This window comes from Yoonia sp. R2331, assembly GCF_041103235.1.
GTDB lineage: Bacteria > Pseudomonadota > Alphaproteobacteria > Rhodobacterales > Rhodobacteraceae > CANMYO01.
In genome coordinates, this window is record NZ_JBGCUN010000003.1 from 251,142 (window position 1) to 273,568 (window position 22,427).

General features: G+C 59.5%; 23 protein-coding genes. 8 read left to right on the forward strand and 15 right to left on the reverse strand.

Features of this window, described 5'->3' with window-relative positions:
• Positions 1 to 14 precede the first annotated feature (14 nt).
• Both AB3Y40_RS19185 and AB3Y40_RS19190 read right to left on the reverse strand, forming a co-directional pair.
• Positions 15 to 1,292 carry an ABC transporter substrate-binding protein gene (locus AB3Y40_RS19185; protein WP_369440504.1) on the reverse strand — a complete coding sequence of 426 codons (1,278 nt, stop codon included), beginning with the start codon at positions 1,290 to 1,292 and terminating at the stop codon, positions 15 to 17.
• 49 nt (positions 1,293 to 1,341) lie between these two features.
• Positions 1,342 to 3,558, reverse strand: a complete 2,217-nt coding sequence (locus AB3Y40_RS19190; protein ID WP_369440505.1) for an alpha-L-rhamnosidase — start codon at positions 3,556 to 3,558, stop codon at positions 1,342 to 1,344.
• Positions 3,559 to 3,819: 261 nt separating this feature from the next.
• On the opposite strand from AB3Y40_RS19190, the gene AB3Y40_RS19195 reads away from it, so the two are divergent.
• From AB3Y40_RS19195 to lpxK, 4 genes are all read left to right on the forward strand, one after another.
• Complete coding sequence (locus tag AB3Y40_RS19195) at positions 3,820 to 4,842, forward strand: LacI family DNA-binding transcriptional regulator (protein ID WP_369440506.1); 1,023 nt, start codon at positions 3,820 to 3,822, stop codon at positions 4,840 to 4,842.
• A gap of 410 nt (positions 4,843 to 5,252) precedes the next feature.
• A complete protein-coding gene (locus AB3Y40_RS19200; protein WP_369440507.1) occupies positions 5,253 to 5,498 on the forward strand; it encodes a DUF4170 domain-containing protein in 246 nt (81 codons plus the stop codon).
• Positions 5,499 to 5,507: 9 nt separating this feature from the next.
• A complete protein-coding gene (locus AB3Y40_RS19205) occupies positions 5,508 to 6,623 on the forward strand; it encodes a 3-deoxy-D-manno-octulosonic acid transferase (protein WP_369440508.1) in 1,116 nt (371 codons plus the stop codon).
• A 2-nt stretch (positions 6,624 to 6,625) separates the two neighbouring features.
• Positions 6,626 to 7,624: a tetraacyldisaccharide 4'-kinase gene (gene lpxK, locus AB3Y40_RS19210; protein WP_369440509.1), complete on the forward strand. Its 999-nt coding sequence runs from the start codon at positions 6,626 to 6,628 to the stop codon at positions 7,622 to 7,624.
• Here the strand turns inward: lpxK and AB3Y40_RS19215 are convergent.
• From AB3Y40_RS19215 to AB3Y40_RS19225, 3 genes are read right to left on the reverse strand one after another with little or no spacing between them, the layout of a single operon-like run.
• Entirely contained in the window at positions 7,621 to 8,730 is a 1,110-nt protein-coding gene (locus tag AB3Y40_RS19215) for a CaiB/BaiF CoA transferase family protein (protein ID WP_369440590.1), read from the reverse strand. The genes lpxK and AB3Y40_RS19215 overlap by 4 nt on opposite strands.
• On the reverse strand, positions 8,727 to 9,401 hold the full coding sequence (locus tag AB3Y40_RS19220; protein ID WP_369440510.1) for a DsbA family protein: 675 nt from the start codon (positions 9,399 to 9,401) through the stop codon (positions 8,727 to 8,729). The genes AB3Y40_RS19215 and AB3Y40_RS19220 overlap by 4 nt, the downstream gene beginning before the upstream one ends.
• A 16-nt stretch (positions 9,402 to 9,417) precedes the next feature.
• On the reverse strand, positions 9,418 to 9,930 hold the full coding sequence (locus AB3Y40_RS19225) for a DUF721 domain-containing protein (protein WP_459554012.1): 513 nt from the start codon (positions 9,928 to 9,930) through the stop codon (positions 9,418 to 9,420).
• A gap of 121 nt (positions 9,931 to 10,051) precedes the next feature.
• On the opposite strand from AB3Y40_RS19225, the gene AB3Y40_RS19230 reads away from it, so the two are divergent.
• Positions 10,052 to 11,050, forward strand: a complete 999-nt coding sequence (locus AB3Y40_RS19230; protein WP_459554014.1) for an A/G-specific adenine glycosylase — start codon at positions 10,052 to 10,054, stop codon at positions 11,048 to 11,050.
• Positions 11,051 to 11,100: 50 nt separating this feature from the next.
• A complete protein-coding gene (locus AB3Y40_RS19235) occupies positions 11,101 to 12,243 on the forward strand; it encodes an alkane 1-monooxygenase (protein WP_369440513.1) in 1,143 nt (380 codons plus the stop codon).
• On the opposite strand, the gene AB3Y40_RS19240 is transcribed toward AB3Y40_RS19235, so the two are convergent.
• The 8 genes from AB3Y40_RS19240 to AB3Y40_RS19275 form a co-directional block, all read right to left on the reverse strand.
• Entirely contained in the window at positions 12,240 to 13,304 is a 1,065-nt protein-coding gene (locus AB3Y40_RS19240; RefSeq protein ID WP_369440514.1) for a class I SAM-dependent methyltransferase, read from the reverse strand. The two genes, AB3Y40_RS19235 and AB3Y40_RS19240, sit on opposite strands and share 4 nt — an antisense overlap.
• Positions 13,305 to 13,314: 10 nt before the next feature.
• On the reverse strand, positions 13,315 to 14,343 hold the full coding sequence (locus tag AB3Y40_RS19245) for an NADP-dependent oxidoreductase (protein WP_369440515.1): 1,029 nt from the start codon (positions 14,341 to 14,343) through the stop codon (positions 13,315 to 13,317).
• A 37-nt stretch (positions 14,344 to 14,380) separates the two neighbouring features.
• On the reverse strand, positions 14,381 to 15,070 hold the full coding sequence (locus AB3Y40_RS19250; protein ID WP_369440516.1) for a cupin domain-containing protein: 690 nt from the start codon (positions 15,068 to 15,070) through the stop codon (positions 14,381 to 14,383).
• On the reverse strand, positions 15,067 to 15,630 hold the full coding sequence (locus tag AB3Y40_RS19255; RefSeq protein WP_369440517.1) for a TetR/AcrR family transcriptional regulator: 564 nt from the start codon (positions 15,628 to 15,630) through the stop codon (positions 15,067 to 15,069). Before AB3Y40_RS19255 ends, AB3Y40_RS19250 begins: the two co-directional genes overlap by 4 nt.
• Positions 15,631 to 15,661: 31 nt before the next feature.
• A complete protein-coding gene (locus AB3Y40_RS19260) occupies positions 15,662 to 16,726 on the reverse strand; it encodes a WD40/YVTN/BNR-like repeat-containing protein (protein WP_369440518.1) in 1,065 nt (354 codons plus the stop codon).
• 129 nt (positions 16,727 to 16,855) lie between these two features.
• Positions 16,856 to 17,968 carry a site-specific DNA-methyltransferase gene (locus tag AB3Y40_RS19265; protein ID WP_369440519.1) on the reverse strand — a complete coding sequence of 371 codons (1,113 nt, stop codon included), beginning with the start codon at positions 17,966 to 17,968 and terminating at the stop codon, positions 16,856 to 16,858.
• Positions 17,969 to 18,058: 90 nt separating this feature from the next.
• Positions 18,059 to 18,697, reverse strand: a complete 639-nt coding sequence (locus AB3Y40_RS19270; protein WP_369440520.1) for a ribonuclease HII — start codon at positions 18,695 to 18,697, stop codon at positions 18,059 to 18,061.
• Between the two features lie 125 nt (positions 18,698 to 18,822).
• The gene (locus AB3Y40_RS19275) at positions 18,823 to 19,359 is read right to left on the reverse strand and encodes a hypothetical protein (protein WP_369440521.1); all 537 of its coding nucleotides are present in this window, start codon (positions 19,357 to 19,359) and stop codon (positions 18,823 to 18,825) included.
• A 170-nt stretch (positions 19,360 to 19,529) separates the two neighbouring features.
• Here AB3Y40_RS19275 and AB3Y40_RS19280 point away from each other — a divergent pair, with 170 nt between their 5' ends.
• Entirely contained in the window at positions 19,530 to 19,811 is a 282-nt protein-coding gene (locus AB3Y40_RS19280; RefSeq protein ID WP_369440522.1) for a hypothetical protein, read from the forward strand.
• Positions 19,789 to 20,487, forward strand: a complete 699-nt coding sequence (locus tag AB3Y40_RS19285; RefSeq protein WP_369440523.1) for a winged helix-turn-helix domain-containing protein — start codon at positions 19,789 to 19,791, stop codon at positions 20,485 to 20,487. The genes AB3Y40_RS19280 and AB3Y40_RS19285 overlap by 23 nt, the downstream gene beginning before the upstream one ends.
• 52 nt (positions 20,488 to 20,539) lie before the next feature.
• On the opposite strand, the gene kduI is transcribed toward AB3Y40_RS19285, so the two are convergent.
• Together kduI and AB3Y40_RS19295 are read right to left on the reverse strand one after the other, a co-directional pair.
• Entirely contained in the window at positions 20,540 to 21,376 is an 837-nt protein-coding gene (gene kduI / locus AB3Y40_RS19290; protein ID WP_369440524.1) for a 5-dehydro-4-deoxy-D-glucuronate isomerase, read from the reverse strand.
• 48 nt (positions 21,377 to 21,424) lie between these two features.
• Positions 21,425 to 22,207, reverse strand: coding sequence for a GntR family transcriptional regulator (locus AB3Y40_RS19295; protein ID WP_369440525.1), 783 nt, complete (start codon positions 22,205 to 22,207; stop codon positions 21,425 to 21,427).
• Positions 22,208 to 22,427: the final 220 nt, after the last annotated feature.

Here is a 22,427-nt window from a genome sequence, read left to right on the forward strand (position 1 = left end):
AGCGTTGAATATGCTTACCAGTTCGGCAACCCAAGTTGTTGCGCTTGTTTCTTGACGTCGTTGTCATAAAGCGCGGCACCATCAGCAGCAGGGCGAATGCCGGATCCAACTTCGACGGTGATCTGCTCCAGCGCCGGACCTTTGATCGGCGACAGGAATTCCAGCGCAGGGGCGGTGTTGCCACCCTCTTGGAAGTAGGGCAACAGATCCGCAACGGCCCCCGGCACGTCCTCGGGAAGGGTGCACCCATCAATCAGATACGGCCCTTGCGCGCCAACTGTTGCGTTCTGGATGTCGCAGCTTTCAACACTTGCCACGAAACCAAGGAACTTGTGGGCCTCTTCAATGTGCTCGGACGTCTTCGGGATATAAAGGCCCGAAGGCATCCAGACGGTCAGACCATTGTTGTCGGCGTCATCACCGGGCTGGGCAAAAAAGCCGATGTCGTCAATATGCTCGGGATATGTTGCCTTGATGGCCCCCACCGCAAAGGTCAGCATCGGATAATGCGCAGCCTCGCCGGTTGCGACCATGCGCAGGCCCGCGTCAAAATTCGCAGCGCCGAAATCTTCGTTCAGAAAGCCACCGTCAAACACCTCTTGCAGCTTTTCAAAACCGCGCAGGGCTGCGGGGGTCGTCGCAAACTTGGCTTCGTTCTGGGTGTAGCTTTCGGCAAAGTCGGGCACAGCGGCTTGCACGTTGTAGTAGTCAGACAAAACGAACAGCTGTGACGTCCACGTATCACGATAGGTCTGCGCGACGGCCACCATGCCTGCGTCCTTGATGGCCTGATTGTTGGCCATGAATTCAGCCCAGGTTGTAGGTACTTCAAGGCCAAGCTTTTCGTAGATCGGCACGTTATAGAAAATGCCACCCCCCATCGCGGTCGAGGTCGGAACCCCAAAAATATCGTCGCCCGCAGTCACGGTCTGCAGGAAGCTTTGGTTGATGTTCTCCGCATAATCCTGACCGGTAATCGGGACGAGGAAGTTTTCCGGGTTGATCGCCTGAAACAGCGAGCCGGTGTTATACAGGAACACATCCGTCATCTCGCCGGTCGCAAGGCGGGTCTTGACCATGTTGTCGCCTTCGCCACCGCTTGGACGGGTTTCAATTTCAACCGTGATACCTGGATTCGCCTCTTCAAAGGCTTCGATGATCGCCTCGAAGACTGCAATCGTGTCAGGGGCCACGTCCAGCAGAAATGTAAGTTCAGTGTCTGCGACAGCCGCGGTCGAGACCATCGAGGCGGCAAGCGTCCCAATCAGCAAGGGACTTTTCCGATATTTCATTTTCTTCTCCTCCGTTTGTTGTTTGCGTCTTATTGCGACGCCTTCGAATTCAATCTGTCAGTTTGAACGTCAGGGTGTGTTGACCTGCGGACAGCGGCACCTCTTCGTCTGCTTTGAATGGCGCACCATCAACCACCAGATCGGTTTGGTTTGACGTGCCTACAAAGGTTCCTGTGGCACCCTCAGGGATCGTCACGACGTAAGTGACCGCACCCGCATCAATCGACCACTCCGCCGCGACCCAGCCCGCTGCACTTTCATGGTGGGCCTGCACATGTCCCAACTCTGGGATGATCACCGGCTGAAATCGGATATGCGCAAAACCGGGCGCTTCTGGATCGGGCTGAAACCCAGCCACGCTTTCAAACAACCACTGGCACACCGCCCCAAAGGCATAATGGTTAAAGCTGTTCATTTCGGGATCATGGATGCTGCCGTCAGGCGCCATTGCATCCCACCGTTCCCAGATCGACGTTGCACCCTGCGTGACCTGATACAGCCAGCCGGGCACATCGGTCTGCAGAAACAGCTGCGCCGCCAATTCGTTTTCACCAATCTTGACAAGCGCGGGCAACAGCGCGGGCGTGCCGATAAAGCCCGTGCCGATTGTGCCCTCGGAAATAGCAACCGCCTCTTTGAAGTATCGCTTTGCCGCGGCGCTGTGTTGCGACGGGATCAGGTCATGCAGAAACGCCAGCGCATAAGATGTCTGATCGGAATAGGCCAACCGTCCAGACGGCGTGATGAACTCCTCAGCAAAAGACGCACGGATCAATTCGGCCCTCTGCCGATACGCATCCGCATCGTCTTCGTGGCCCAAAACCTTTGCGATTTTCGCAATCAAATCCGTCGTGATGAAATGATAGATCGTAGCCGCACAATCATCACCAATGGTTGGCCGCGGCTTGCGGTTGTCGCCCACCGGCTGAACCCAGTCACCAAAGGTAAAGCCATCGTCATGCCAACCCACCGGTGGCCGCACGATTGGCCCATCCGAGATGTTCCACACAAACCCCGACCAGCGTTTCATCGCCTCATAGCATTCAGCCAGAACCGCGCGATCCCCATAGTGGACATACAATGTCCAAGGAATAATGGTGATCGCGTCCCCCCACCCGGTCGACCCGAAATAGCCCCTGAATGCGCCGGGGTGAAGCCGCGACGGGTCTGGTGAGAAATGCGCAATCGCCCCGTTGGGGCGCTGATCTGCCATGACATCACGCAGATACTTGCGCAGGAACGCATGGCTGTCGGCAAAATAGCAGGCGGTCCCGCAAAACACCTGCGCATCTCCGGTCCAGCCCAGCCGCTCGTCCCGCTGCGGACAATCGGTTGGTACTTCGATGAAATTGGCGCGCTGCGACCAAAGGGTATTTTCCACAAGGCGATTGACCAACGGCTCAGCGCAGGAAAAGCTGCCCTTGGCCTCATGCACCGAAGAAATCGGAACCATGCAAATCTCGGTTACGTCCGCCCGACCCTCAACAGTCACCCGCGCATAACGAAACCCTTGGAAGGTGAAAGAGGGTGCATAGTGTTCGGGGCCATTTCCAGCCAGAACATATTGCAGCTCCGCCCGGGCAGACCGGTAATTCCGGTTGTCGAAATGCTTGTTCGGCCCAAGGACTTCGGCATGTTCGACCCGCACCCGTGCGCCAGCCTCACCCTCTACCGTGAACGCCACATATCCTGCCGTGTTTTGACCGAAATCATAAACCCGGCGTCCTTGGTCATCGCTAAATGTTTCGACAACGGGTATGCGTGGCAGCTCTCGGACGGGAGGACACTCCTGGGCCGTCAGCAACCCGTTGTCGAAATCGCAAAGCGAAACAGCATGGGTTGGTGCGATCTGCGCAAGTCGCGCATCATAATCCTCACCATGGTAAATGCCCGATTGCAGGATTGGCAGCAGACCGCTCCGCCAGCTTTCGTCGGTCTTGACCACGACCTTGCCGTCTTGCACGACCTCTGCAATCGCGCCGATCTGCGCACCCCAACAGTCAAAAATCGGGTCGCGGCCCCACATCAATTGAGACCTGTGCCAACCATCGCCAAGCCAGATCTCAATCGTGTTGGTCCCCGCAACCAACAGCTCCCCAATGTCGTAGCTTTGAAATGGCAGCCGGGTATCGTAGCAAACCCACCCAGGGGTCAGAACATCACCGCCGACGCGCGTTCCATTGACAAAGCACCGGTACAGCCCCTGCGCAGAGATATGCAGCACCGCACCCGCCGGTGCCTGATCCGCTTCAAATTCGGTGGCCAAAAAACACGCCTGCGTGCCCTGCCCCGCGTCACAATCGGGGGAAATCATCTGTGCAGACCAACTCTCGCGACGCGAAATGCCCAAAGAATCTATCGTTGCCTGTCCATCCATGGCGGTGTCGCGTTCCGTATTTGTGTATCGTTGCACGTATAACGTTACACGAACCCCTTCATTGCGCAAGCGGTAGCATTGTTTGGGCCGGAAAATTGTGGGATGATGACGATCTGTCCCACAGAAGTGCGGTACAACAGATTGGTTCGCATGAAGAAAAGTCCCCGGATCACAATCAAGAATGTCGCCGAGGATTCGGGCGTGTCGGTCTCTGCGGTGTCCAAGGTGCTGCGAAACGCCTACGGCGTCAGCGACTCACTGCGGGAAAAAGTCGAGAGATCAATCAAGAAACTCGGCTACCGCCCGAACACGGCGGCAAGAGCTCTGCGGGGACGGTCGCGGACAATTGGGCTACTCGTCTCCGACCTGCGCAACCCCTTTGTGCCCGATCTGATCGACGGCGTGCGAGAGGCCGCCGACGAAAACAAGTACCGCATCATGATCGGTGTCGGCCGGGCCGAAAACGCGAATGAACAGGCGCTTGTGGATTCGATGATCGACCAACAGATGGACGGGCTGATCCTGATGGGTCCGCGGCTCTCCACCGAACAGATCGAGGCCTACGGCAAGCAGATCCCCGTTGTGTGCCACGCCTATCACCACCCCGATGCTGCGCATTTCGATACCGTGAACTCTGACGACGCGGATGGCGCAAGCCAGGCGACAAGACGGCTGATCGCCACGGGTTTGGCGCGCATCCACATGGTGTCGCTGAACCAATACGACAATTGGAAGACCAACGTCTTCTACCAGCGGGAACAATCATATCTGAAAGAAATGGACCGCTGCGGGCGGGTCGCAGAGGCTCAGGTCCACCGTTTTCCCGACCCAACCCGACGCGCGGCGGATTGGGCAGAACGGTTCCTCGAGACTCTCCAATTGCCATGCGCCATTTTCTGTTGGTCAGACATCGACGGCATCGCACTGCTCAGTGCCGCACAATCGATGGGCATCGACGTCCCGCAAAGTCTGTCTCTGATCGGCTTTGACGATTCCGCCGTCGCCGCCCTTCCGCAGATCGGCTTGGCAAGCGTTCATCAGGACGGCTTTGCGCTGGGGCGCTCTGCAATGCGGGTGCTGTTTGAACGCATAGAAGGACGAACAGACACAACCCACTCCCTCATCGGAACCAAACTTGTCGAACGTAACAGCGTCTTGGCCACCAAGGCGTAACCCGACGGGCGCGCGCGGTTTGCCCTACCTTCTCGCTGGCCCCATCAGGCTGCGGGCTTGGCGCAAACATCTCACCAGCATCCGCAACTGATTTGCCGATCCCACGCCCATGGCCGCAGAAGTTCCCGTCACAAACTGATGTAGCCAGCGCCTTCATTCTGAAGATTTCACCCGGACAACAAGCCGCACACCTGATCCGCGCAAAACGCCCTAACACTTGGTCAATGCGCGTGGCGTGTATGATGAACAAAACAGCCGTTCGCTCCTGTTCTTGGTGAACACTCACGCCCCTTAATGCATCTTAACACCTCCATCCGCCCACTTTGTGCATGGTATGTGCATGGATTGTGCATCCCCGTCCGGCGGCTTAAGTTGTCGCTACACCAACACGCAATTTCACGGATATGCCCATGACCCAACGCCTGCACCTTGTCTTCGGCGGAGAGCTGATCGACCCGACCCAAAACGCCTTCAAGGACGTCGATGCCATTGATATCGTTGGCATGTTTCCTGACTACGCCAGCGCCTACAACGCTTGGAAGTCGGCTGCGCAGCGCACCGTTGATGATGCGCATATGCGCTACTTCATCGCGCATATTCACCGTCTGCGGGACGAGGAAACAGCCGCCTCACCGACCGAAGAGCTTGGCGTTTAAGCCTTTGAAATGACTGCATTCGGGGGGCAAAATGCGGGTGATCCGGTCGTTTGGATCCGCTGCGAAGACAGCTCCCGTTTGCCCGCCATAGATGATCTGACGCGACGCCTTAACCATGATGGCGACGCTGTGCGGATTGTGACGACCCAGCGCAATGACCCCGCGATGTCGCATCCCAAGGGCGGGCGGGCCCTGCGCGTGTTCCTTGCCACCCACCGCCCGGTGCTTGTGATTCTGGTCGGCGGGGTAATTGATACGCAGATCCTCTCAGCCTGCGATGCGACGCAAACTCCTGTAATTGCAGTGGAATCTCGCCCCGATACCCTGCGAGAGATGACCGGCGGCTGGTTCCGTGCCAGCGCCCGGCCTGCGTTGTCAGGCGTGGCCTCTGCCTTCGCCTCTGACGCGCGCGCGGCGGATACCCTGCGCAAACTGGGCGTGCCCTCTGGGCAGGTCCACGCCATCGGCCCCCTCGAACAAGCCGCCCGCATCCTGCCGCACAGTGACGCGGAACGTCATGAAATTGCTCAGTTTTTACGGAACAGACCGGTCTGGCTTGTCCGCGCGGCGCAGCTCTCTGACGCAGAGGTTTTGGCCGTCGCCCACCGCCACGCCAGCCGCAAATCGCATCGGCTTTTGCTGGTCGTGATTCCCGAGCGCCCGATTTTTGGCGCGGATTTTGCAAACACTTTCAGTGACATGGGCTATTTCGTTGGGCTCAGGTCGCGCGGTGATGAACCCGATGAGGCCAGCCAGATTTACATCGCCGATCTCGACGGCGAAGACGGGCTCTGGCTGCGCCTCGCGCCCATCTGTTTCGCCGTTGGCACCCTCACCCGCGGCGCCGCACACGACCCGTTCGAAGCCGCGGCACTTGGCTCTGTCGTGATTCACGGCATGAAAACAGACCCTTACGCGGAACGCTTTCGCCGCCTGCTGCGTGCAGGAGCCAGCCTTGGGATCGCCGATCCGGCAAAGCTTGGCCTGACGGTGGAACAACTGCTGTCGGCAGATCGCGCCGCCGAAATGGCCGTCGCCGGCTGGGAGGTGACCTCAAGCGGGGCAGAAATCAGCAACCGGTTGATTGGCCTGATCCAGGACCGCCTTGATACGGTGGGGCGCTAGGTATGCGGCCCCCCGGCTTTTGGTCACACCCGCCCGATCGCCCCGGCTGGCAAGCGCGGATGCTGGCACCAATTGCCGCGATATATGCGGCGGCAACGCGGCGACGTGTCGCTCAACCTTCTGAATTCAAAGCGAATATCCCGGTCATTTGCATCGGGAACATCAATGCCGGTGGCACCGGCAAAACCCCCACCGCGATTGCTTTGGCCGAACGAATGATCGGCTGGGGCATTGACGTCCACATGGTGTCGCGCGGGTACGGCGGCACCCTGACGGGTCCGGTGCAGGTCGACCCGAGGCGCCACGATGCGGCGGATGTCGGGGACGAACCACTGCTGCTGGCAGCCTTTGCGCCAACTTGGGTCGCCCGCGACCGCGCCGCCGGGGCACGCGCCGCACAACTGGCCGGTGCGCAGGCAATCATCATGGATGACGGCCATCAGAACCCCAAGGTGAAAAAGGACCTGAGCATTGTGATTGCCGATGCATTTCAAGGGTTTGGCAACGGTCGCGTCATTCCTGCCGGTCCCCTTCGCGAGCCCGTCCAGGCAGGCTTGGATCGCGCTGATCTGCTGCTGACCATTGGATCAGACGCCGACCAATCCCGGTTCGCCGCCGCTTGGCCCGATACCCCCCACGACCTGCGCGGAGAGTTGGTGCCCCTTGTCACCGGCATGCCGTGGCACGACTTGCGCCTTTTGGCTTTTGCCGGGATCGGACGGCCTGAAAAGTTCTTTCAAACTTTGCGCGCGATGGGGGCGGACGTGGTCCGCAGTGAGGCGCTGGACGATCACCAGCCCTTGACCGAAGCGCTGATGACCCGGCTGGAGCTTGAGGCGAAAACCCGCGTGGCACAGCTTGTCACAACTGAAAAAGACGCCGTCCGCCTGCCCGACAGCTTTCGCGCCAAGGTACTCACCTTGCCCGTCAGATTACAGCTTGCAGACTGGGCACCGCTCGATACCCGTTTGACTGAACTAGGCCTAAAACCAAATACTTAACCGTCCAATAAACCTTGATCCTGCCCCAACATCGGGGCCGGGCCGCGCGGATCAGTATCACCATCCGACATGCGGATCGGTGACCGCACACCTGGAATACCACCCAGTTCCACCTGCAAACCCCGTGCCTTGATCTGCGGGTCGTCAAAGACCTCTGCCATGTTGTTGATCGGCCCGGCGGGGACACCGTGATCTTCGCAAGCAGCCAGCAAAGCGGCCTTGGTCATGGTTCGCGTGCGTTCCGTCAAAGCATCCGTCAGCGCATCACGGTCCGCCAATCGATCCGCGTTAGTCGGGTACGTGGTGGACAGCTCCGGGCAACCCAGCAAGGCACACAGCTTGGCGAATTGCCCGTCGTTCCCCGATGCGATGATGATATGCCCGTCCGCACAGTCAAAGACTTGATAAGGCACGATATTCGGGTGCGCGTTGCCCAGCATCGCGGGCGCGTCACCGGTGGCGAGGTAATTCATCGCCTGATTGGCCATCACGGCGGTCGCCACATCAAGCAACGCCAAATCGATATGCTGGCCGCGCCCCGTCGTCTGACGCTGATGCACGGCGGCCAGAATGGCGGTGCTGGCATACATGCCGGTGAAAATATCAGTGACTGCAACGCCCACCTTTTGCGGCTGGCCAGCAGGGTCGCCGGTCACCGACATCAAGCCTGACATGCCTTGTATGATGTAGTCGTACCCCGCCCGGTTGGCATAGGGGCCATCCTGCCCAAACCCGGTGATGCTACAATAGATCAGACGCGGGTTCAGCTCTGACAAATTGGCATAATCAAGCCCGTATTTGGCAAGCCCTCCGACCTTGAAATTCTCGATCAGGATGTCAGCGTCGGCCACCAATTCGCGGATCTGCGCCTGCCCCTCTGCGTTACGAAAATCCACAATGACAGAGGCTTTGCCCCGGTTACAGCCATGAAAATAGGCCGCATCATCGCCGATGAAGGGTGGGCCCCATTGGCGGGTGTCGTCGCCTGCGGGGGCTTCGACCTTGACCACCTCTGCCCCTAGATCAGCAAGTGTCTGACCGGCCCAGGGTCCAGCCAGAATACGTGCCATTTCAATGACCTTGAGGCCCGCGAGGGGCTGCATCAGCCCGCGATCTTGTCGTCCAGCAGTGCCGAGAAATCAGCATAGGACATGTTGGAGTATTTGGTGCCGTCGATCACGAAAGACGGGGTGGAATTGATCCCGTCACGCTCTTGGTTTTCCTGGAACCAGGTCACAAGGCTTTGCGCCATGTCAGCGTCCTGCATACAGGCATCAAGTGTCGCGTCATCAAGACCGGCAATCTTGCCAATTTTCTTCAGCTCTTCAACGATCTGCGCAGGGTCGCCACTGGCGGTCCATTCGCGCTGCTTTTCATAGATCATGTCCGAGATACCGAAGAACCGGTTGGTATCCCCACCACAACGCGCAATCATCGAGGCCCACAGGCCGAAACGATCAAAATAGACTTCACGGTAGACGAATTTGATCTTGCCGGTGTCGATATAGTCGGACTTGAGCTGCTTGAAGGCCCCTGCGTGGAAACTCGCGCAATGTGGGCAGGTGTAGCTGGCGTATTCGATGACTTCGACTGCTGCGTTTTCATCGCCCAGCACCATGTCGGTGATCATGGATGTATCCGCTGACGCCTCTTGCGCGTTTGCCATGCCCACCAGCAGTTCAGACGGCTGACCCGCGCCCCGGCCATTCTGAACGACCCAAGCGGCACCAAGGCCCACTGCGACGGCACCGCCGCCAATGAAAAGTCTGCGATCCATGAAATACCTCTAAGGTTTACGTTTTGCGTTTGGATAGAACATTTGTCGCCAGCGCCTCAAGCGCAGAGCGCAGATCATCGCTGGCGATGTCCCTTGATACTTTCGCCGCCTCGGCCCGGATGGCCGGGTCTGGTGCGGCGGGCGCTGCAGGTTTGTGCTGAAACGCGACGCGGCCATCGGCAAAGCCGGTGGGTGCGGTCTGAGTGATCCGCAACCGGGAAATGGCGCGGTAGCCATAGCAGGCGTTCACCTTGTCGCGGATCTGTTCCTTTTGCATCTCTAGCATCGGCGCCATCGACCCGGTGGTCAGCAACGTCAGCGTCGCACCCATGCCGCCCTTGCCATAGGACACATTCACCGGGCGAGCCATGTCGGCCACTTGTTGGCCCACGATCTCGGCCCAATGGGTCAGCAGTCGGGTCTGGGCAAAGCCACGTTCTTCGCTGGCATGGCGTACGCGGGACTGGACCAGCGTGGCGGCACGGGCAAAGCCCCGGCCCCGTTTGGGATATGAAGCTGGCTGTTTCATCATTCCGGTCTAATCTATGTCGAAACACGCGCCAAGACACCGGCGCGAAAGAAACAGGGGATAACTTGTGCGTGACCGGGCAGGTGAATTGCTGGAATGGTATGATGTGCATGCCCGCGTCATGCCGTGGCGCGTCGGTCCGACTGCACGCAAGGCAGGTGCCCGGCCTGATCCCTATGGCGTCTGGCTGTCAGAGATCATGTTGCAGCAAACCACCGTCGCCGCGGTGCGCGACTATTGGCGCAAGTTCATGGCCACTTGGCCCACGGTCCAGGACCTTGCCGCTGCGGAAGATGCCGATGTCATGGCCGCATGGGCGGGTCTTGGCTACTACGCGCGGGCACGGAACCTGCTTAAGTGCGCAAGGGCGGTGGTGGCGGATCACGGCGGCGTCTTTCCACAGGACCGGGTCACACTGCTGACCCTGCCCGGCATCGGCCCCTACACCGCCAGTGCGGTGGCCGCGATCGCCTTTGACCAGCCCGAAACGGTGCTGGATGGCAATGTGGAACGGGTGATGGCGCGGCTGCACAATGTGCATGATCCATTACCGGGGTCTAAGCCGCATCTGATGACCCTGGCAGAGGCCGTGACCCCCAGAACCCGCGCCGGTGATTACGCGCAGGCGGTGATGGACCTTGGGGCCACGATCTGCACCCCCAAAAACCCCGCCTGCGGCATTTGCCCGTGGCGCGCAGACTGTGCGGCGCGGATCGCAGGCGTGGCGGCAGAACTGCCCAAGAAAACACCCAAGAAAAAGACGCCAACCCGCCATGGGATCGCTTATGTTGCGCGTCGCCGGGACGGCGCGTGGTTGCTGGAAACACGGCCCGAAAAAGGGCTGTTGGGCGGGATGCTGGGCTGGCCGGGGTCCGATTGGTCGGATGCGCCGACGCCGCACCCCCCGCTGGATGCGCCTTGGCAGGAACTGGGCGCAACTGCCCGCCACACCTTCACCCATTTCCATCTGGAATTGCGGATCATGATTGCAACGGTTGATGACCTCGCCACACCCCATCGGGGCGTATTCATCGACAATACACAGTTTTCGCCCACATCATTGCCAACAGTGATGCGCAAGGTGTTCGATTTGGCCGCAGCGACGCTACGCCACGATTGAGCGTGCGCGCGCGGGCGGCTAACATCGGCGCGAGCATGAAAGAGGCTGACATGACCGCCACCGCCGACACACCTGACGCGCGCCGCCTGCCTGCAGTCCTGCCCTTTTGGCTGGCGCTTGGGCTGATCCCGCTGGCATGGATTGCAGCCATTTATGGCGGCTGGGCCTTGCTGCTGTTGCCGCTGGCAACGTGGTATCTGTTTTCGATCCTCGATCTGTTCATCGGGTTGAACACCGACAACGCCGACCCTGACACAGATGACGCGGCCTTGTTCTGGTACAAGGCGATCACGATTATCTGGGCGCCGCTCCAGCTTGTGACGATCTTTGGTCTGCTGATCTATGTCACCCAGACCGACCACCTTGCCGCATGGGAGGAATGGGCGCTCTTTGCCGGGGCCGGTGTGATCTCTGGCACGGTGGGGATCAATTTCAGCCATGAATTGATGCACCAAAAGCCAAAGCTGGAACGCTGGATGGCCGACATTTTGCTTGCTGCCGTGCTGTATTCGCATTTCCGGTCCGAGCATCTGCTGGTGCACCACCGCTATGTCGGCACCCCGCGTGATCCCGTAACGGCGCGCTATGGTGAAGGATTCTGGCGGTTTTTTCCCCGCGTCCTGCGCGCGTGCTATGTCTCGGCCTTCAATGCTGAAAAGGCGATGCTGGCGCGCAAAAACCTGCCGTGGACGCACCTGAGCAATCCGTTCTGGCGCTATTGGGGCTTGCAGGCAATTTTCCTGATCGCTGCCATCTGGATTGGCGGGCTTTGGGGGCTGTTCCTTTTTGGCACGCAAGCCGTCTGGGCCTTTTTCCAGCTTGAGTTGACGAATTACATCGAACACTACGGCCTGACCCGCAAATATCTGGGCGACGGCAAGTATGAACATGTCCTGCCCCGGCATTCGTGGAATTCCGCGCAGCGCGCGTCAAACTGGCTGCTGATCAATTTGCAGCGCCACTCCGATCACCACTACAAACCCGATCGGCGGTTTCCGCTTTTGCAGAACTACACGCAGCAAGACGCACCGCAATTGCCCTATGGCTATCCCGTGATGACCCTTGCGGCCCTTTCGCCGCGTCTGTGGCGCAAGATCATGAACCCAAAGGTGCAGAACTGGCGGGCGCAGTATTACCCCGACATCACCGACTGGACGCCCTACAAAGACGCTACGAATCCGCCGCCCCGCTAGGGCGCGGGTTCAAAACCGCGCGCGCGAGACGCGGACAGAATCGGCTGCCAGAACCCCATCTCTGCTGCCTCGTGCGGGTCATCAAGGCCCGGATCCGGCCCTATTGCTGTGGCGGCATCATGCAGGGCCGCCGCCGCTGCCGGGGTGCTGTGGGCCAGGTAGATGGTGTCGAGCAGCGTCGTTGCCTGATCTTCAGGCCGTTGGCCCAGCGAGTAATTCAAAGGTGCGGCAATAATCGTGCCGGGGCGGGCCTGATCCAGGATCTGCCCTTCCAGCTGAACCTGCAGCGCACGATCCTTGATCGGGCGGTACATGTAGATCACGTCATAGCTGGCGAAATCAGTGAATTTCAGCGCGTCACCCTGCATGATCCGACAGCCCGGTGCGCCGACCCGACCCAGCCAGTCCCGCGCATGGGTCACGTAACCCGCATCATACTCCAGCCCGTCGCAAACCTCAAAAAACGATGAGGCAACAAAGACCTTGGTGCCGCCGCCGCAGCCCACATCAATGAACCGCACAGGGCGCGGCAGGCCTTGGGCGCGCGTGATCCGGTAAATCGCGGACATCAGATTGACAAAGTAGTCGCCCGTCAGCCCGATGTCGCGATGGTTCAAGTCTGGCACCCGGTCATGGTCCTCTGCCAGCGGATTGGCAAGCGTGAAGAGCGCGCGCATCATGTTGTGCAAATAGCCGTCCTCGCGCCCGCGCCGGCGATTGTTCGTCTCAGTGATCAGCGGCGCGTGAAACGGCTGAACCTGCCGCGCAACTAGCGCGCCGATCCGGTCCCATTGCTTGGCGCGGATCGGCCCAAGCCGCTGAAAGCCGCGCCGCCGTTCAGCCATCGCTGCATCGGCCAGCGCGTAGTCATCCGCACCGCGACGGATGGCGCGGACCAATTCGGCATAGGGCCATGCCTGCGCTGCGATCTGTGACCAAAGTGCGGTGATGTCATCAGCGCGGCCTGGATGATCCGGTGCTGCAATCGCTGCGGCCAACCGGGTTGTCAGGGCGTGCAACCCTGCCTCCACTTCGGTCAGTTGGCGCACCGGATTGTCCATCAGCAGGCCATCAGGGGTCGGGCCCCACTCGCACCAGTTGCTTGCCGAAATTGCCACCGTTCAACAGCGAAAGGAAGGCATTCGGCGCGTTTTCCAGCCCCTCAGCCACGGTTTCGCGGAACCGGATGCGCCCGTCAGCCACCATCGGCGCCACCTCTTTCAGGAACGCGGGGTAGCGGTCGAAGTGATCAAAGATGATAAATCCCTGCACCCGCAATCGGCGGGTCAGGATATTGCGCCAGACCATCGGCAAAGGGGCGGCGTCTGCGATGCCCTTCCCAGAATACCACGCGATCATGCCACAAAGCGCGATCCGCCCCTGCGTGTTCATCCGTGTCAGCACCGCCTCTGTGGTCTTGCCGCCCACGTTTTCAAAGTAGCAATCAACACCCTTAGGCGCTGCCTCTTTCAGCGCCGCCGCCAGCGATTTCACGTCATGCGCACGGTGGTCAAGGCAGGCGTCAAGGCCAAGTTCGTCGACCGCATAGGCACATTTTTTAGCGCCGCCCGCCACGCCAATCACCCGACAACCGCGCGCCTTGCCCAATTGCGCGGCCAGCGACCCCACCGCACCCGTGGCCGCAGAGACGACGACTGTTTCGCCCGGTTGTGCGGCCAGAATATCGGTCAGCCCCACATAGGCCGTGATCCCCGGCATCCCCAGCACACCCAGCGCCGTTGAAATCGGGGCAAGGGCCGGGTCCACACGGCGAATGCCCACCCCATCGCTTAGCGCATGTGTGGCCCAGCCGAACTGCCCGGTGACGATGGTGCCGGTCGGGAATTCAGGATGCGCGCTAGCCACCACCTCGCCCACGGCGCCGCCTTCCATCACGCCACCAATGGCGACCGGATCAGCATAGGATTTCGCGTCGTCCATACGCCCGCGCATATAGGGATCAAGCGACAGCCAGATGTTGCGCACCAGAAACTGCCCCTCTGCCGGATCGGACAACGACAGATCGGTCAGTTGAAAATTCTCTGGCACAGGCTGCCCCTGTGGGCGACTGGCAAGGGTGATGGCACGGGCGTTGGTCATGGTGTCCCCCAAATGGTTCACCGTGACCTTAGCGGTTTCACGCCGGGATTGAAGCGGCCACCGACGTTGTCTGCGGCAGATGCCCGGTTTTGACGTAGATCAGACACCCGTCATCCGACCACGGGTGATGTTGCGACAGATGCGGGCTGCGGATCCAGGACCCTGCTGGATAATCGCCATGCTCGTCCTGGAACGTGCCTTCGATGACGAAGATCTCCTCCCCGCCCCAATGCTGATGCGCGGCAAATTTGGTTCCCGGCGCCCAGCGCACAAGCGCCACGTTTTCAGAGGCCGCCGCGTGCAGCGGCAGCACGCTTAACCCCTCGGCCACGCCGGGGCGAAAAGTGGCCGTGCGGGTGTCGATATGGAATTGCGCCGTGTCATCCGCATCAAACTGATGCAGTTTGACAAGGATCGTGGCCCCGGTCGGCCCAATGTGCGGCGTGTGATGCGTACCGATGGGATTGCGGACATAGGTGCCCGCCGGATAGTCGCGATGTTCGTCGCTGAAGACGCCGTCCAGCACCAGAAACTCTTCACCGCCACCATGGGTATGCGCGTCAAAGCTGGTGTTGGGCGCAAAGCGCACAATCGTTGTGGCGCGGGCGACTTCATCCCCGATCCGGTCCAACATCATACGTTCCACCCCGGCTGCGGGCGACGCGACCCAATCGTAATCCTCGGGCCGGACCACAACACGCTGTGCGAAATCTGCGTTTAATTTCATGGTGTTTCCTTTGCTGTGCGCGCGACAAGCAAGGCGGTCGCCGCGTCAAAAAGTGCGGGTTCTGACGCGGCGCGCGCCATCAATTGCGCCCCTTCCACAAGCGCCATTGCCGCCTGCGCCTCGGCCAATGGGAGTGCAACGTCAGCAATGGTTCGGTCGGTCATTGCGGTTTTGAAGACCTGCGCCAGCCAGTCAATGACATCGGCCTGAAAGCGGTTGAGTTCGCCCAGGGTCGCGGCATCAAAACTGTCGCGGCTGGCGCTCATCGCGACGCACAAACAGACCGTTTCGCCATTGCCCAATGCGGTGCGGTAGACGGCCAGAAATCCGCGCAACCGGGTCGCCGCTGTGCCTGACAGCGCGCCAAGCGCTTGGGCCACATCGCCCCGATACCGCGCGATCAGCGCCTGGGCGAGGTCCGATTTGGTGGCGAAATGGTAGTGTACGCTGGCCTTGCGAATGCCCGCACCTGCCGAAAGGTCGGCAAAACTGAACCCGTTGAACCCGACAGAGCGGGACAGGTCCTCGGCATGATTTAGAAGTGTGGTGCGCGTTTCCATGCCTACCTACTAGTAGGTAGATATGCAACTGTCAACGCTGCATCACTTCGACCGACAAAACCGTGGGCAAATGCCGCGCAATTTCAGACCAAGTGTCGCCTTCGTCGATACTTGCAAAGATGGACCCCGAATTGGTGCCAAAATAGACGCCCGCCTGATCCCCTTGATCAACGGCCATGCCTTGCCGCAGGACGGTGAAAAAGCAATCCTGCGTTGGCAGACCATTTTGACACGCCTCCCAATTGGCCCCGCCGTCGCGCGACCGCCAGACGGCGGCAGAGGCATCAGGCGGGTAGCGGCCCATGCTGTCGCCATTCAACGGAAAGGTCCAGATTGTCTGCGGATCGCGCGGATGCACCCCAATCGGAAACCCAAAAAGTGACGGCAGCCCTTCGGTGATTGCAGTCCAGTTCCGCCCGCCATCGGGGCTGCGGAACGTGCCGTGGTGGTTCTGCTGATAAATCAGATCACCGTCGCCCGGTGCGCGGACGGCGTTGTGGACACAGGTAAAAATCTCGGTCGTGCCCATGGGCTCGCCGTGGAAATCAGGCAGATTGGTGCGGTCTTCGTTGCTGCGCCGCAGACGCGATTCCCACGTGGCGCCGCCGTCTTCAGATGCGAAAAACCCGGCCGCCGATATGCCAACCCAGATTTTCTGCGGGTCCGTTGGGTGGGTCAGGATGGTGTGAAGCGTCAGGCCTGCAGCGCCCGGCATCCACTCTGCCGCGCCGTCCTGCGCGGTCAGGGCGGGCATCCGCTCCCATGTCTCAGCCCGGTCATGGCTGCGATAAAGTTCCGCTGGCTTGGTGCCTGCATAGATTACGTCACCCGCTGGCCGCAGCGACCATAACCCCTCTGCTGCCTCCTCAAAGGTGTCCTTGAAAAACTGCCAGTCACCATCAACACAGCGCCAAACACCAAGCGGAAACCACCCCCCGCCAGCAGCCGCAAAAATGTCGCCGGTGTCCGCGTCACCGATCACATGATTGACAGGCATACCGTCACAAAACGGGCCGCTGACCGCCCAACTCCGGCGATCCGACGACAACAAGATGAACGCACCTTTGGTGGTGCCGACAAGAACCGATGTTTCCATGTGAAGCCCCCTGTTTCGGCACATCATAGCACGAAACAGAAAAAACCCCGCCACGAGGGCGGGGTGAAGTTATGTGCTTGTGGACTTGCCACGTTGGACAAGCGGGCCACAGGCACCGGCGGTATGCGATTAGTTGTGCTTGGCCATCTCTGACCTGATCTGCTGGCGCAGCAGGTCGATGGGAACTTTTTGTCCGTCACGTTTGAACTGCCAATAGGTCCAGCCGTTACAGCTTGGCGCGCCTTCAAGATGGGCACCGACCTGATGGATTGAGCCCTTGATATCATCGCCCACAAGCGTGCCATCAGCGCGCACCTTGGCCTTGTGACGGCCATTCAGGGACCACAGCTCTTCGCCCGGGCGCAGCATGCCGCGTTCAACCAGCACACCAAAGGCGACGCGCGGTTCGGCGCGTTTTGACTGACTGACCTCAAGCGCTGCCTTGTCGAACTTGCGGATTTTCGACAGACGCTTTTCTGCGACCTTGCGGTACGCGGCTTCGCGTTCGATCCCGATGAAATCGCGGCCCAGCATCTTGGCGACAGCGCCGGTGGTGCCAGTACCAAAGAAGGGATCAAGGATCACGTCGCCGGGGTTTGTCGTGCCAACCAGCACGCGGTGCAGCAGGCTTTCCGGTTTTTGCGTCGGATGCGCCTTGTCGCCGTTGTCATCCTTCAGGCGTTCATGCCCGGTACAAATCGGCAGCACCCAATCGCTGCGCATCTGCACGCCTTCATTCAGGGCCTTCAGCGCCTCGTAATTGAATGTGTATCTGCTGGCCTCTTGCTTGGACGCCCAGATCAGCGTTTCATGCGCGTTGGTCAGGCGTTTGCCCCGGAAGTTGGGCATCGGGTTTGACTTGCGCCAGACCACATCATTGAGAATCCAGAACCCCTGGTTCTGCAATTCAGCGCCCATGCGAAAAACATTGTGATAGCTGCCAATGACCCAGATCGCGCCATTGGGTTTCAGCAAACGCCGCGCGGCGGCCAGCCAATCGCGGGTGAAGCGGTCATAGACCTTGAAGCTGTCAAACTGGTCCCAGGCATCATCAACCGCATCGACCTTGGAATTATCCGGGCGATGCAGATCGCCTTTCAGCTGCAAATTATAGGGCGGATCCGCAAAAATCAGGTCAACCGAACCAGCGGGCAGGCTGTTCATGACTGCAATGCAGTCACCGTCAAGAATAGTGTTCAGCGGAAGCGTTTTCGCCTCCGGCACCTTGGTTTTGGTCGTCATATCTGCCTCTTCGTCCCCGGCGGATTTTCCCGCTCGTTGGTTGCTCCTAATGTGAGTCAGAGGCGATTCGCTGGCAATAAATAAATTGAATCAATCACTTGGATTTTTCTCTTGGCACAAGATGTTGTGGACTGGTGCGAAAGAACGGCGATGATGTGGACTGACACCGTGTCTTTTGAGTCCCGCTTTGTGCGCAGGCGTCGGATAGCCTGCGTTTTTCTCCCAGCCATAGCCGGGATGCTGTTGCGCCAAATCCACCATCAGACGGTCGCGCCACACTTTGGCCACAATTGAGGCCGCCGCGATGCTGAATGATCGTGCGTCGCCCTTCACAACGGTCTCGCACGGCAGGTTCAGACCGCGCGGCACCATATTGCCGTCGATCAGCGCGTAATCGGCCGGTGTGCGCAACCCGCCCAGCGCACGGACCATCGCGATATGGCTGGCGCGCAGGATGTTGTGCTGGTCAATCTCGGCCACGCTGACGTCGACAATGCAGACATCCGCGCTCTCCATGATCGCATCATAAAGGGCATCGCGCCGCTTAGCGCTCAACTTCTTGCTGTCGTTCAAACCCTCAGGAATACGGTCAGGGTCCAAAACAACAGCCGCGGCCGTCACCGGCCCTGCCAAGGGGCCACGCCCGACCTCATCCACCCCGGCGATACGGGTATAGCCGCGCAGATGCGCGGCCGTTTCAAAGTCAAAGCTGGGGGTCAGGGGCAACATGGCCCGTTTTGACCGGACGGACACCCGCACCGCAAGCCAAAAAGAAAGAGGGTGTCAGGCCATGTCCGAACCTGACACCCTCTGCGGGCTGCAGTCGCTGGGGCAATGACCGCAGCCCGATCCGATCAGCGCCGGTGCGCGGTGGTATAGCCTTCGCGGCGCAGGCAAAGCGGATCAAACCCGTTGTGGGCCGCATTGCGCGTCAACACGCGCACCGCACATTTCTGCGGCAGGCGCGCCGCAAACCGGTAGTGCTGGTTCAAGCAATTGCGCGCCAGCATCGTCTGCGTGCCAAAGCGTGTTTCAACAGTCTTGTAGCAGCGACGCGGCAGCACATTGGCGTTCTGGCGATGGCCGTTGCCACGCGGTTGCAAACCACCACGGTCCCGTCCGCCGCCGGGGTTCAGCCGCGGCGGATTGCGATTTTCGCGGTGCCGCACCACCGGCGGCTCATAATGGTTCGGGTTCAAGGCATGTGACCGGGAAGGCTGATAGGTTTGCGCCGTGTCGTCACGGCGGTCGCTCAGCGCCTTTGCCACAATCCCTGCGGCCACAAGACCAAACAGAAACTTGCCAAAGTCGTCTTCGTTGAATTCCTGTGCCTGCAGCGGCGTAATTGTCAGTGACAGGGCAGCAACCCCGGCAATCAGTGTCTTGAACATCGTTTCACCTTTCGTTTGCGCGCCCTTGGCAGAGGTGCGGGACGCCCGGTGAAACCAATTTGGTGGCAGCAACCTCCGCCAAACAATATCTGGCTCTGGTTATCGGATTTCGGCGGGGGTAACATGGCCCGATATTGAATATCAGCACCACAATGGGAGACATGAGAGCCATGAAAACGCTGACTTTCCTCATCCCTGTGCTGCTGATGGCAGCCACTGGCGCGCAGGCGGCCTGCTATGCCGACTACAAGGCCAAGCAGGACAACCCGCTGCGGCTGCACTATGGCGTGGCCGAGATTAATGGTGACTGCACCGTGGATCGCGCCCGCAACCAACTGACCCGCCGTCTGAATGCCGACGGTTGGACCCTGTTGAACGTGCTGGGCGTCTTTGACGACGCGGGGCTCGAGGAACGAAAGGACAGCGCTGGTGACTACTTCCTCCGCTACTGAAGCGCGCGAGATCGGCAACCGGATTGTCGTTGGCGGGATTGTTGCGATTGTCGTGATCTTGGGTGTGGCTGCTGTCTTGCTCTTTATCAACCTGCCGGATGCCAACGCCTTTAACGCGCGGGTCGAACAGCTGTTCATCGAGAACGACAACCTGACTTCGAACGCGGAAATCAAGCTGCTGGAAATCCTCGCCGGATCGGGCACCGCGTTTTCGGACACGCTGTCATCCTACCGTTTTGTTATCTTCGTGCTGCTCGTCTTTGCCACTGCCCTGCTGATCGCGGCGGTGGCCTTTCTGGTGATGCTGATCGCGCTCAACCGCCGCATGGGCCAGATTGAGCGTAAGGGGATTGAGGTGAATTCTCTTTATATCTCGCGCGACGAAAAGGCGGTCTATCTGAATGACTTCCAGTTCAAGCTGACCGATGCCGCGATGGAAACCCTGTCGGTCTTGGCAGAGGCGCGGATGGATGATGAAGTCATGTCCGGCGCACAGATCGAAGGGGTGATCTCGGGCCGTGATGCCTCCGATTGTGACGAGGCAGCGGGCGCGACCCGGATCAAACGCTTGCGCGACACGCTGGGCAACCAGATGGTCAGCGAGCTGTTGGTCAAGAACATTGCGCGCAAGGGCTACATGCTGGCGATCGATAAAGACGTTATTCGCATGCGCTAGGCTGACCGATGCCAGATTTCACACGACGCTGATTTCTGGGCACGCAAAGAAGTCAGCGCAATTCGGCCATCGGGACGAAATCCATATCAGTGAAATCCTGGTTGTCTCCAGCCATCGACCAAACAAAGCTGTACCGCCCCGTGCCCGCACCGCTGTGAATGGACCAGCCGGGGGACAACACAGCCTGTTCATTCGTCACGAGCATGTGCCGGGTTTCAGTTGGTTCGCCCATGAAGTGGAACATCCGCGTCTCTTCGGCCATATCGAAATAGAGATAGACCTCTGACCGGCGGTCGTGCGTGTGGCAGGGCATTGTGTTCCAGACACTGCCATCCATGATTGTGGTAATCCCCATCACGAGCTGGCAACTTTCGCAGACATCGGGGTGAATATACTGCCGCAAGGCGCGGACGTTGGCGTCCGACTGCGTGCCCAGTTCAAGCAGGTTGGCATCTTCTGGCGCAATCTTCTGCGCTTTGTAAGCATGGTGCGCAGGCGTGCTGACAAAGTAATACCGGGCCGGATTTGCGGCGTCGTCACTGGCAAAGATCACGTCCATGATGCCCATCGGCAGATAAAGACAATCGCGCCCTTTCAAGGCATGGCTTTCGCCATCTGCAGTGACCGTCCCAGGGGCGCCGATATTGATGATGCCCACTTCGCGGCGATCCAGAAAATTCGGTGATCCAATTTGCTTGCTGGATTTCAGTGCGAGCGCCGCGCCGGTTGGAACCGCCCCACCCACAACGGTCCGGTCAAGGTGGCTGTAGGTCATCGTGACTTCGCCCGCGCGGAAAATATCCTCGATCAGATAGTTTTCACGCAGCGTCTGCGTATCGAACGTCTTGGTCTCTGAGGGGCTGCAGGCTTGGCGAATGGCGATGGTCATTGTGTCTCCGAATTTTTGGTTGGACGCGCCCGTCAGGGCATTGGTGGGTTAGACGTTGACCAGATTGTTGAGGTCCGCATCGTGAATGAAAAAATCCGGGTTCGCATCGACGACATACTTGATGTGGTGTTGCAGGCCATTCAGGTGGATGTCCATTTTCTGGCGGGCAACCTCGGGTTCGTTGTTTTCGATGGCCGTAACGACGTCCGTGTGCTGGCCCAGCGCCATATGCATCCGGCCGGGTTCAGGCAGTGTCAGGCGGCGGAAACGGTCAATCTGCAGCTTGACCTGTTGGACCATCGCCCACAGACCCGGCAGGCGGCCGATCTCTGCTATCTTTTGGTGAAGCGCCTCATCAGATGCGTGGAAGCCCTCAAAATCGCCTAAATCGGCAAACTCGCGCTGCCGCTCAAGCAACGCATGCAGTTCAAGTTTCTGACTACGGGACGCTTCTTTTGCGGCGGCAACGGCTGTCACACCTTCCAGTGCGCGGCGCGCAATCAGAGCTTCAGGCAAAACAGACACCGGAATGCGCGCAACAAACGTTCCAGATTTTGGCGCGACCTCAAGCAGATCTTCACGGGCCAGCCGCAAGACGGCCTCACGGACGGGCGTGCGGCTGACACCAGATTGCGCTGCCAGTTCAGATTCCGAGATGGCAGCACCGGGCAGCAACTCCATCGAGACGATGCGATCACGAAGCTTTTGGTATTCGCTTTCCGCAAGCGTGGGCGCAACCCCGGAACGGAACCGCGCCTGACTGGTCGGCGAGGCGTTTTGCGCGCGTTTTCTTACATTTGACAACTGATGCACACCCATTGTTTTGGTCATTGGTTTCAGCTGTCCAGTGTAGGTTAGCCACGCCGTCCTGCAAATGGCTTGCGTTTCGCAACAACTAGTATATTAGATATACCAGATGTCGTCAACTCTTTGGAGGAAAGTCAAGAGTTGCGGCGAAACCGCCTATTTCTGGGCACCAAGGGAGAGAACTATGTCGATTCGAAATTTTGCATCTGTAATAGCCGCAGGCTGTTTTGCACTGGCTGGCCCG

Bases quoted from the DNA above. Each gene is read 5' to 3' on its own strand.
- AB3Y40_RS19185 (WP_369440504.1), bottom strand. From the start codon at position 1,292: ATGAAATATCGGAAAAGTCCCTTGCTGATTGGGACGCTTGCCGCCTCG.
- AB3Y40_RS19195 (WP_369440506.1), top strand. From the start codon at position 3,820: ATGAAGAAAAGTCCCCGGATCACAATCAAGAATGTCGCCGAGGATTCG.
- AB3Y40_RS19200 (WP_369440507.1), top strand. From the start codon at position 5,253: ATGACCCAACGCCTGCACCTTGTCTTCGGCGGAGAGCTGATCGACCCG.
- AB3Y40_RS19205 (WP_369440508.1), top strand. From the start codon at position 5,508: ATGACTGCATTCGGGGGGCAAAATGCGGGTGATCCGGTCGTTTGGATC.
- lpxK (WP_369440509.1), top strand. From the start codon at position 6,626: ATGCGGCCCCCCGGCTTTTGGTCACACCCGCCCGATCGCCCCGGCTGG.
- AB3Y40_RS19220 (WP_369440510.1), bottom strand. From the start codon at position 9,401: ATGGATCGCAGACTTTTCATTGGCGGCGGTGCCGTCGCAGTGGGCCTT.
- AB3Y40_RS19225 (WP_459554012.1), bottom strand. From the start codon at position 9,930: ATGAAACAGCCAGCTTCATATCCCAAACGGGGCCGGGGCTTTGCCCGT.
- AB3Y40_RS19230 (WP_459554014.1), top strand. From the start codon at position 10,052: ATGCCGTGGCGCGTCGGTCCGACTGCACGCAAGGCAGGTGCCCGGCCT.
- AB3Y40_RS19235 (WP_369440513.1), top strand. From the start codon at position 11,101: ATGACCGCCACCGCCGACACACCTGACGCGCGCCGCCTGCCTGCAGTC.
- AB3Y40_RS19240 (WP_369440514.1), bottom strand. From the start codon at position 13,304: ATGGACAATCCGGTGCGCCAACTGACCGAAGTGGAGGCAGGGTTGCAC.
- AB3Y40_RS19245 (WP_369440515.1), bottom strand. From the start codon at position 14,343: ATGACCAACGCCCGTGCCATCACCCTTGCCAGTCGCCCACAGGGGCAG.
- AB3Y40_RS19250 (WP_369440516.1), bottom strand. From the start codon at position 15,070: ATGAAATTAAACGCAGATTTCGCACAGCGTGTTGTGGTCCGGCCCGAG.
- AB3Y40_RS19255 (WP_369440517.1), bottom strand. From the start codon at position 15,630: ATGGAAACGCGCACCACACTTCTAAATCATGCCGAGGACCTGTCCCGC.
- AB3Y40_RS19260 (WP_369440518.1), bottom strand. From the start codon at position 16,726: ATGGAAACATCGGTTCTTGTCGGCACCACCAAAGGTGCGTTCATCTTG.
- AB3Y40_RS19265 (WP_369440519.1), bottom strand. From the start codon at position 17,968: ATGACGACCAAAACCAAGGTGCCGGAGGCGAAAACGCTTCCGCTGAAC.
- AB3Y40_RS19270 (WP_369440520.1), bottom strand. From the start codon at position 18,697: ATGTTGCCCCTGACCCCCAGCTTTGACTTTGAAACGGCCGCGCATCTG.
- AB3Y40_RS19275 (WP_369440521.1), bottom strand. From the start codon at position 19,359: ATGTTCAAGACACTGATTGCCGGGGTTGCTGCCCTGTCACTGACAATT.
- AB3Y40_RS19280 (WP_369440522.1), top strand. From the start codon at position 19,530: ATGAAAACGCTGACTTTCCTCATCCCTGTGCTGCTGATGGCAGCCACT.
- kduI (WP_369440524.1), bottom strand. From the start codon at position 21,376: ATGACCATCGCCATTCGCCAAGCCTGCAGCCCCTCAGAGACCAAGACG.
- AB3Y40_RS19295 (WP_369440525.1), bottom strand. From the start codon at position 22,207: ATGACCAAAACAATGGGTGTGCATCAGTTGTCAAATGTAAGAAAACGC.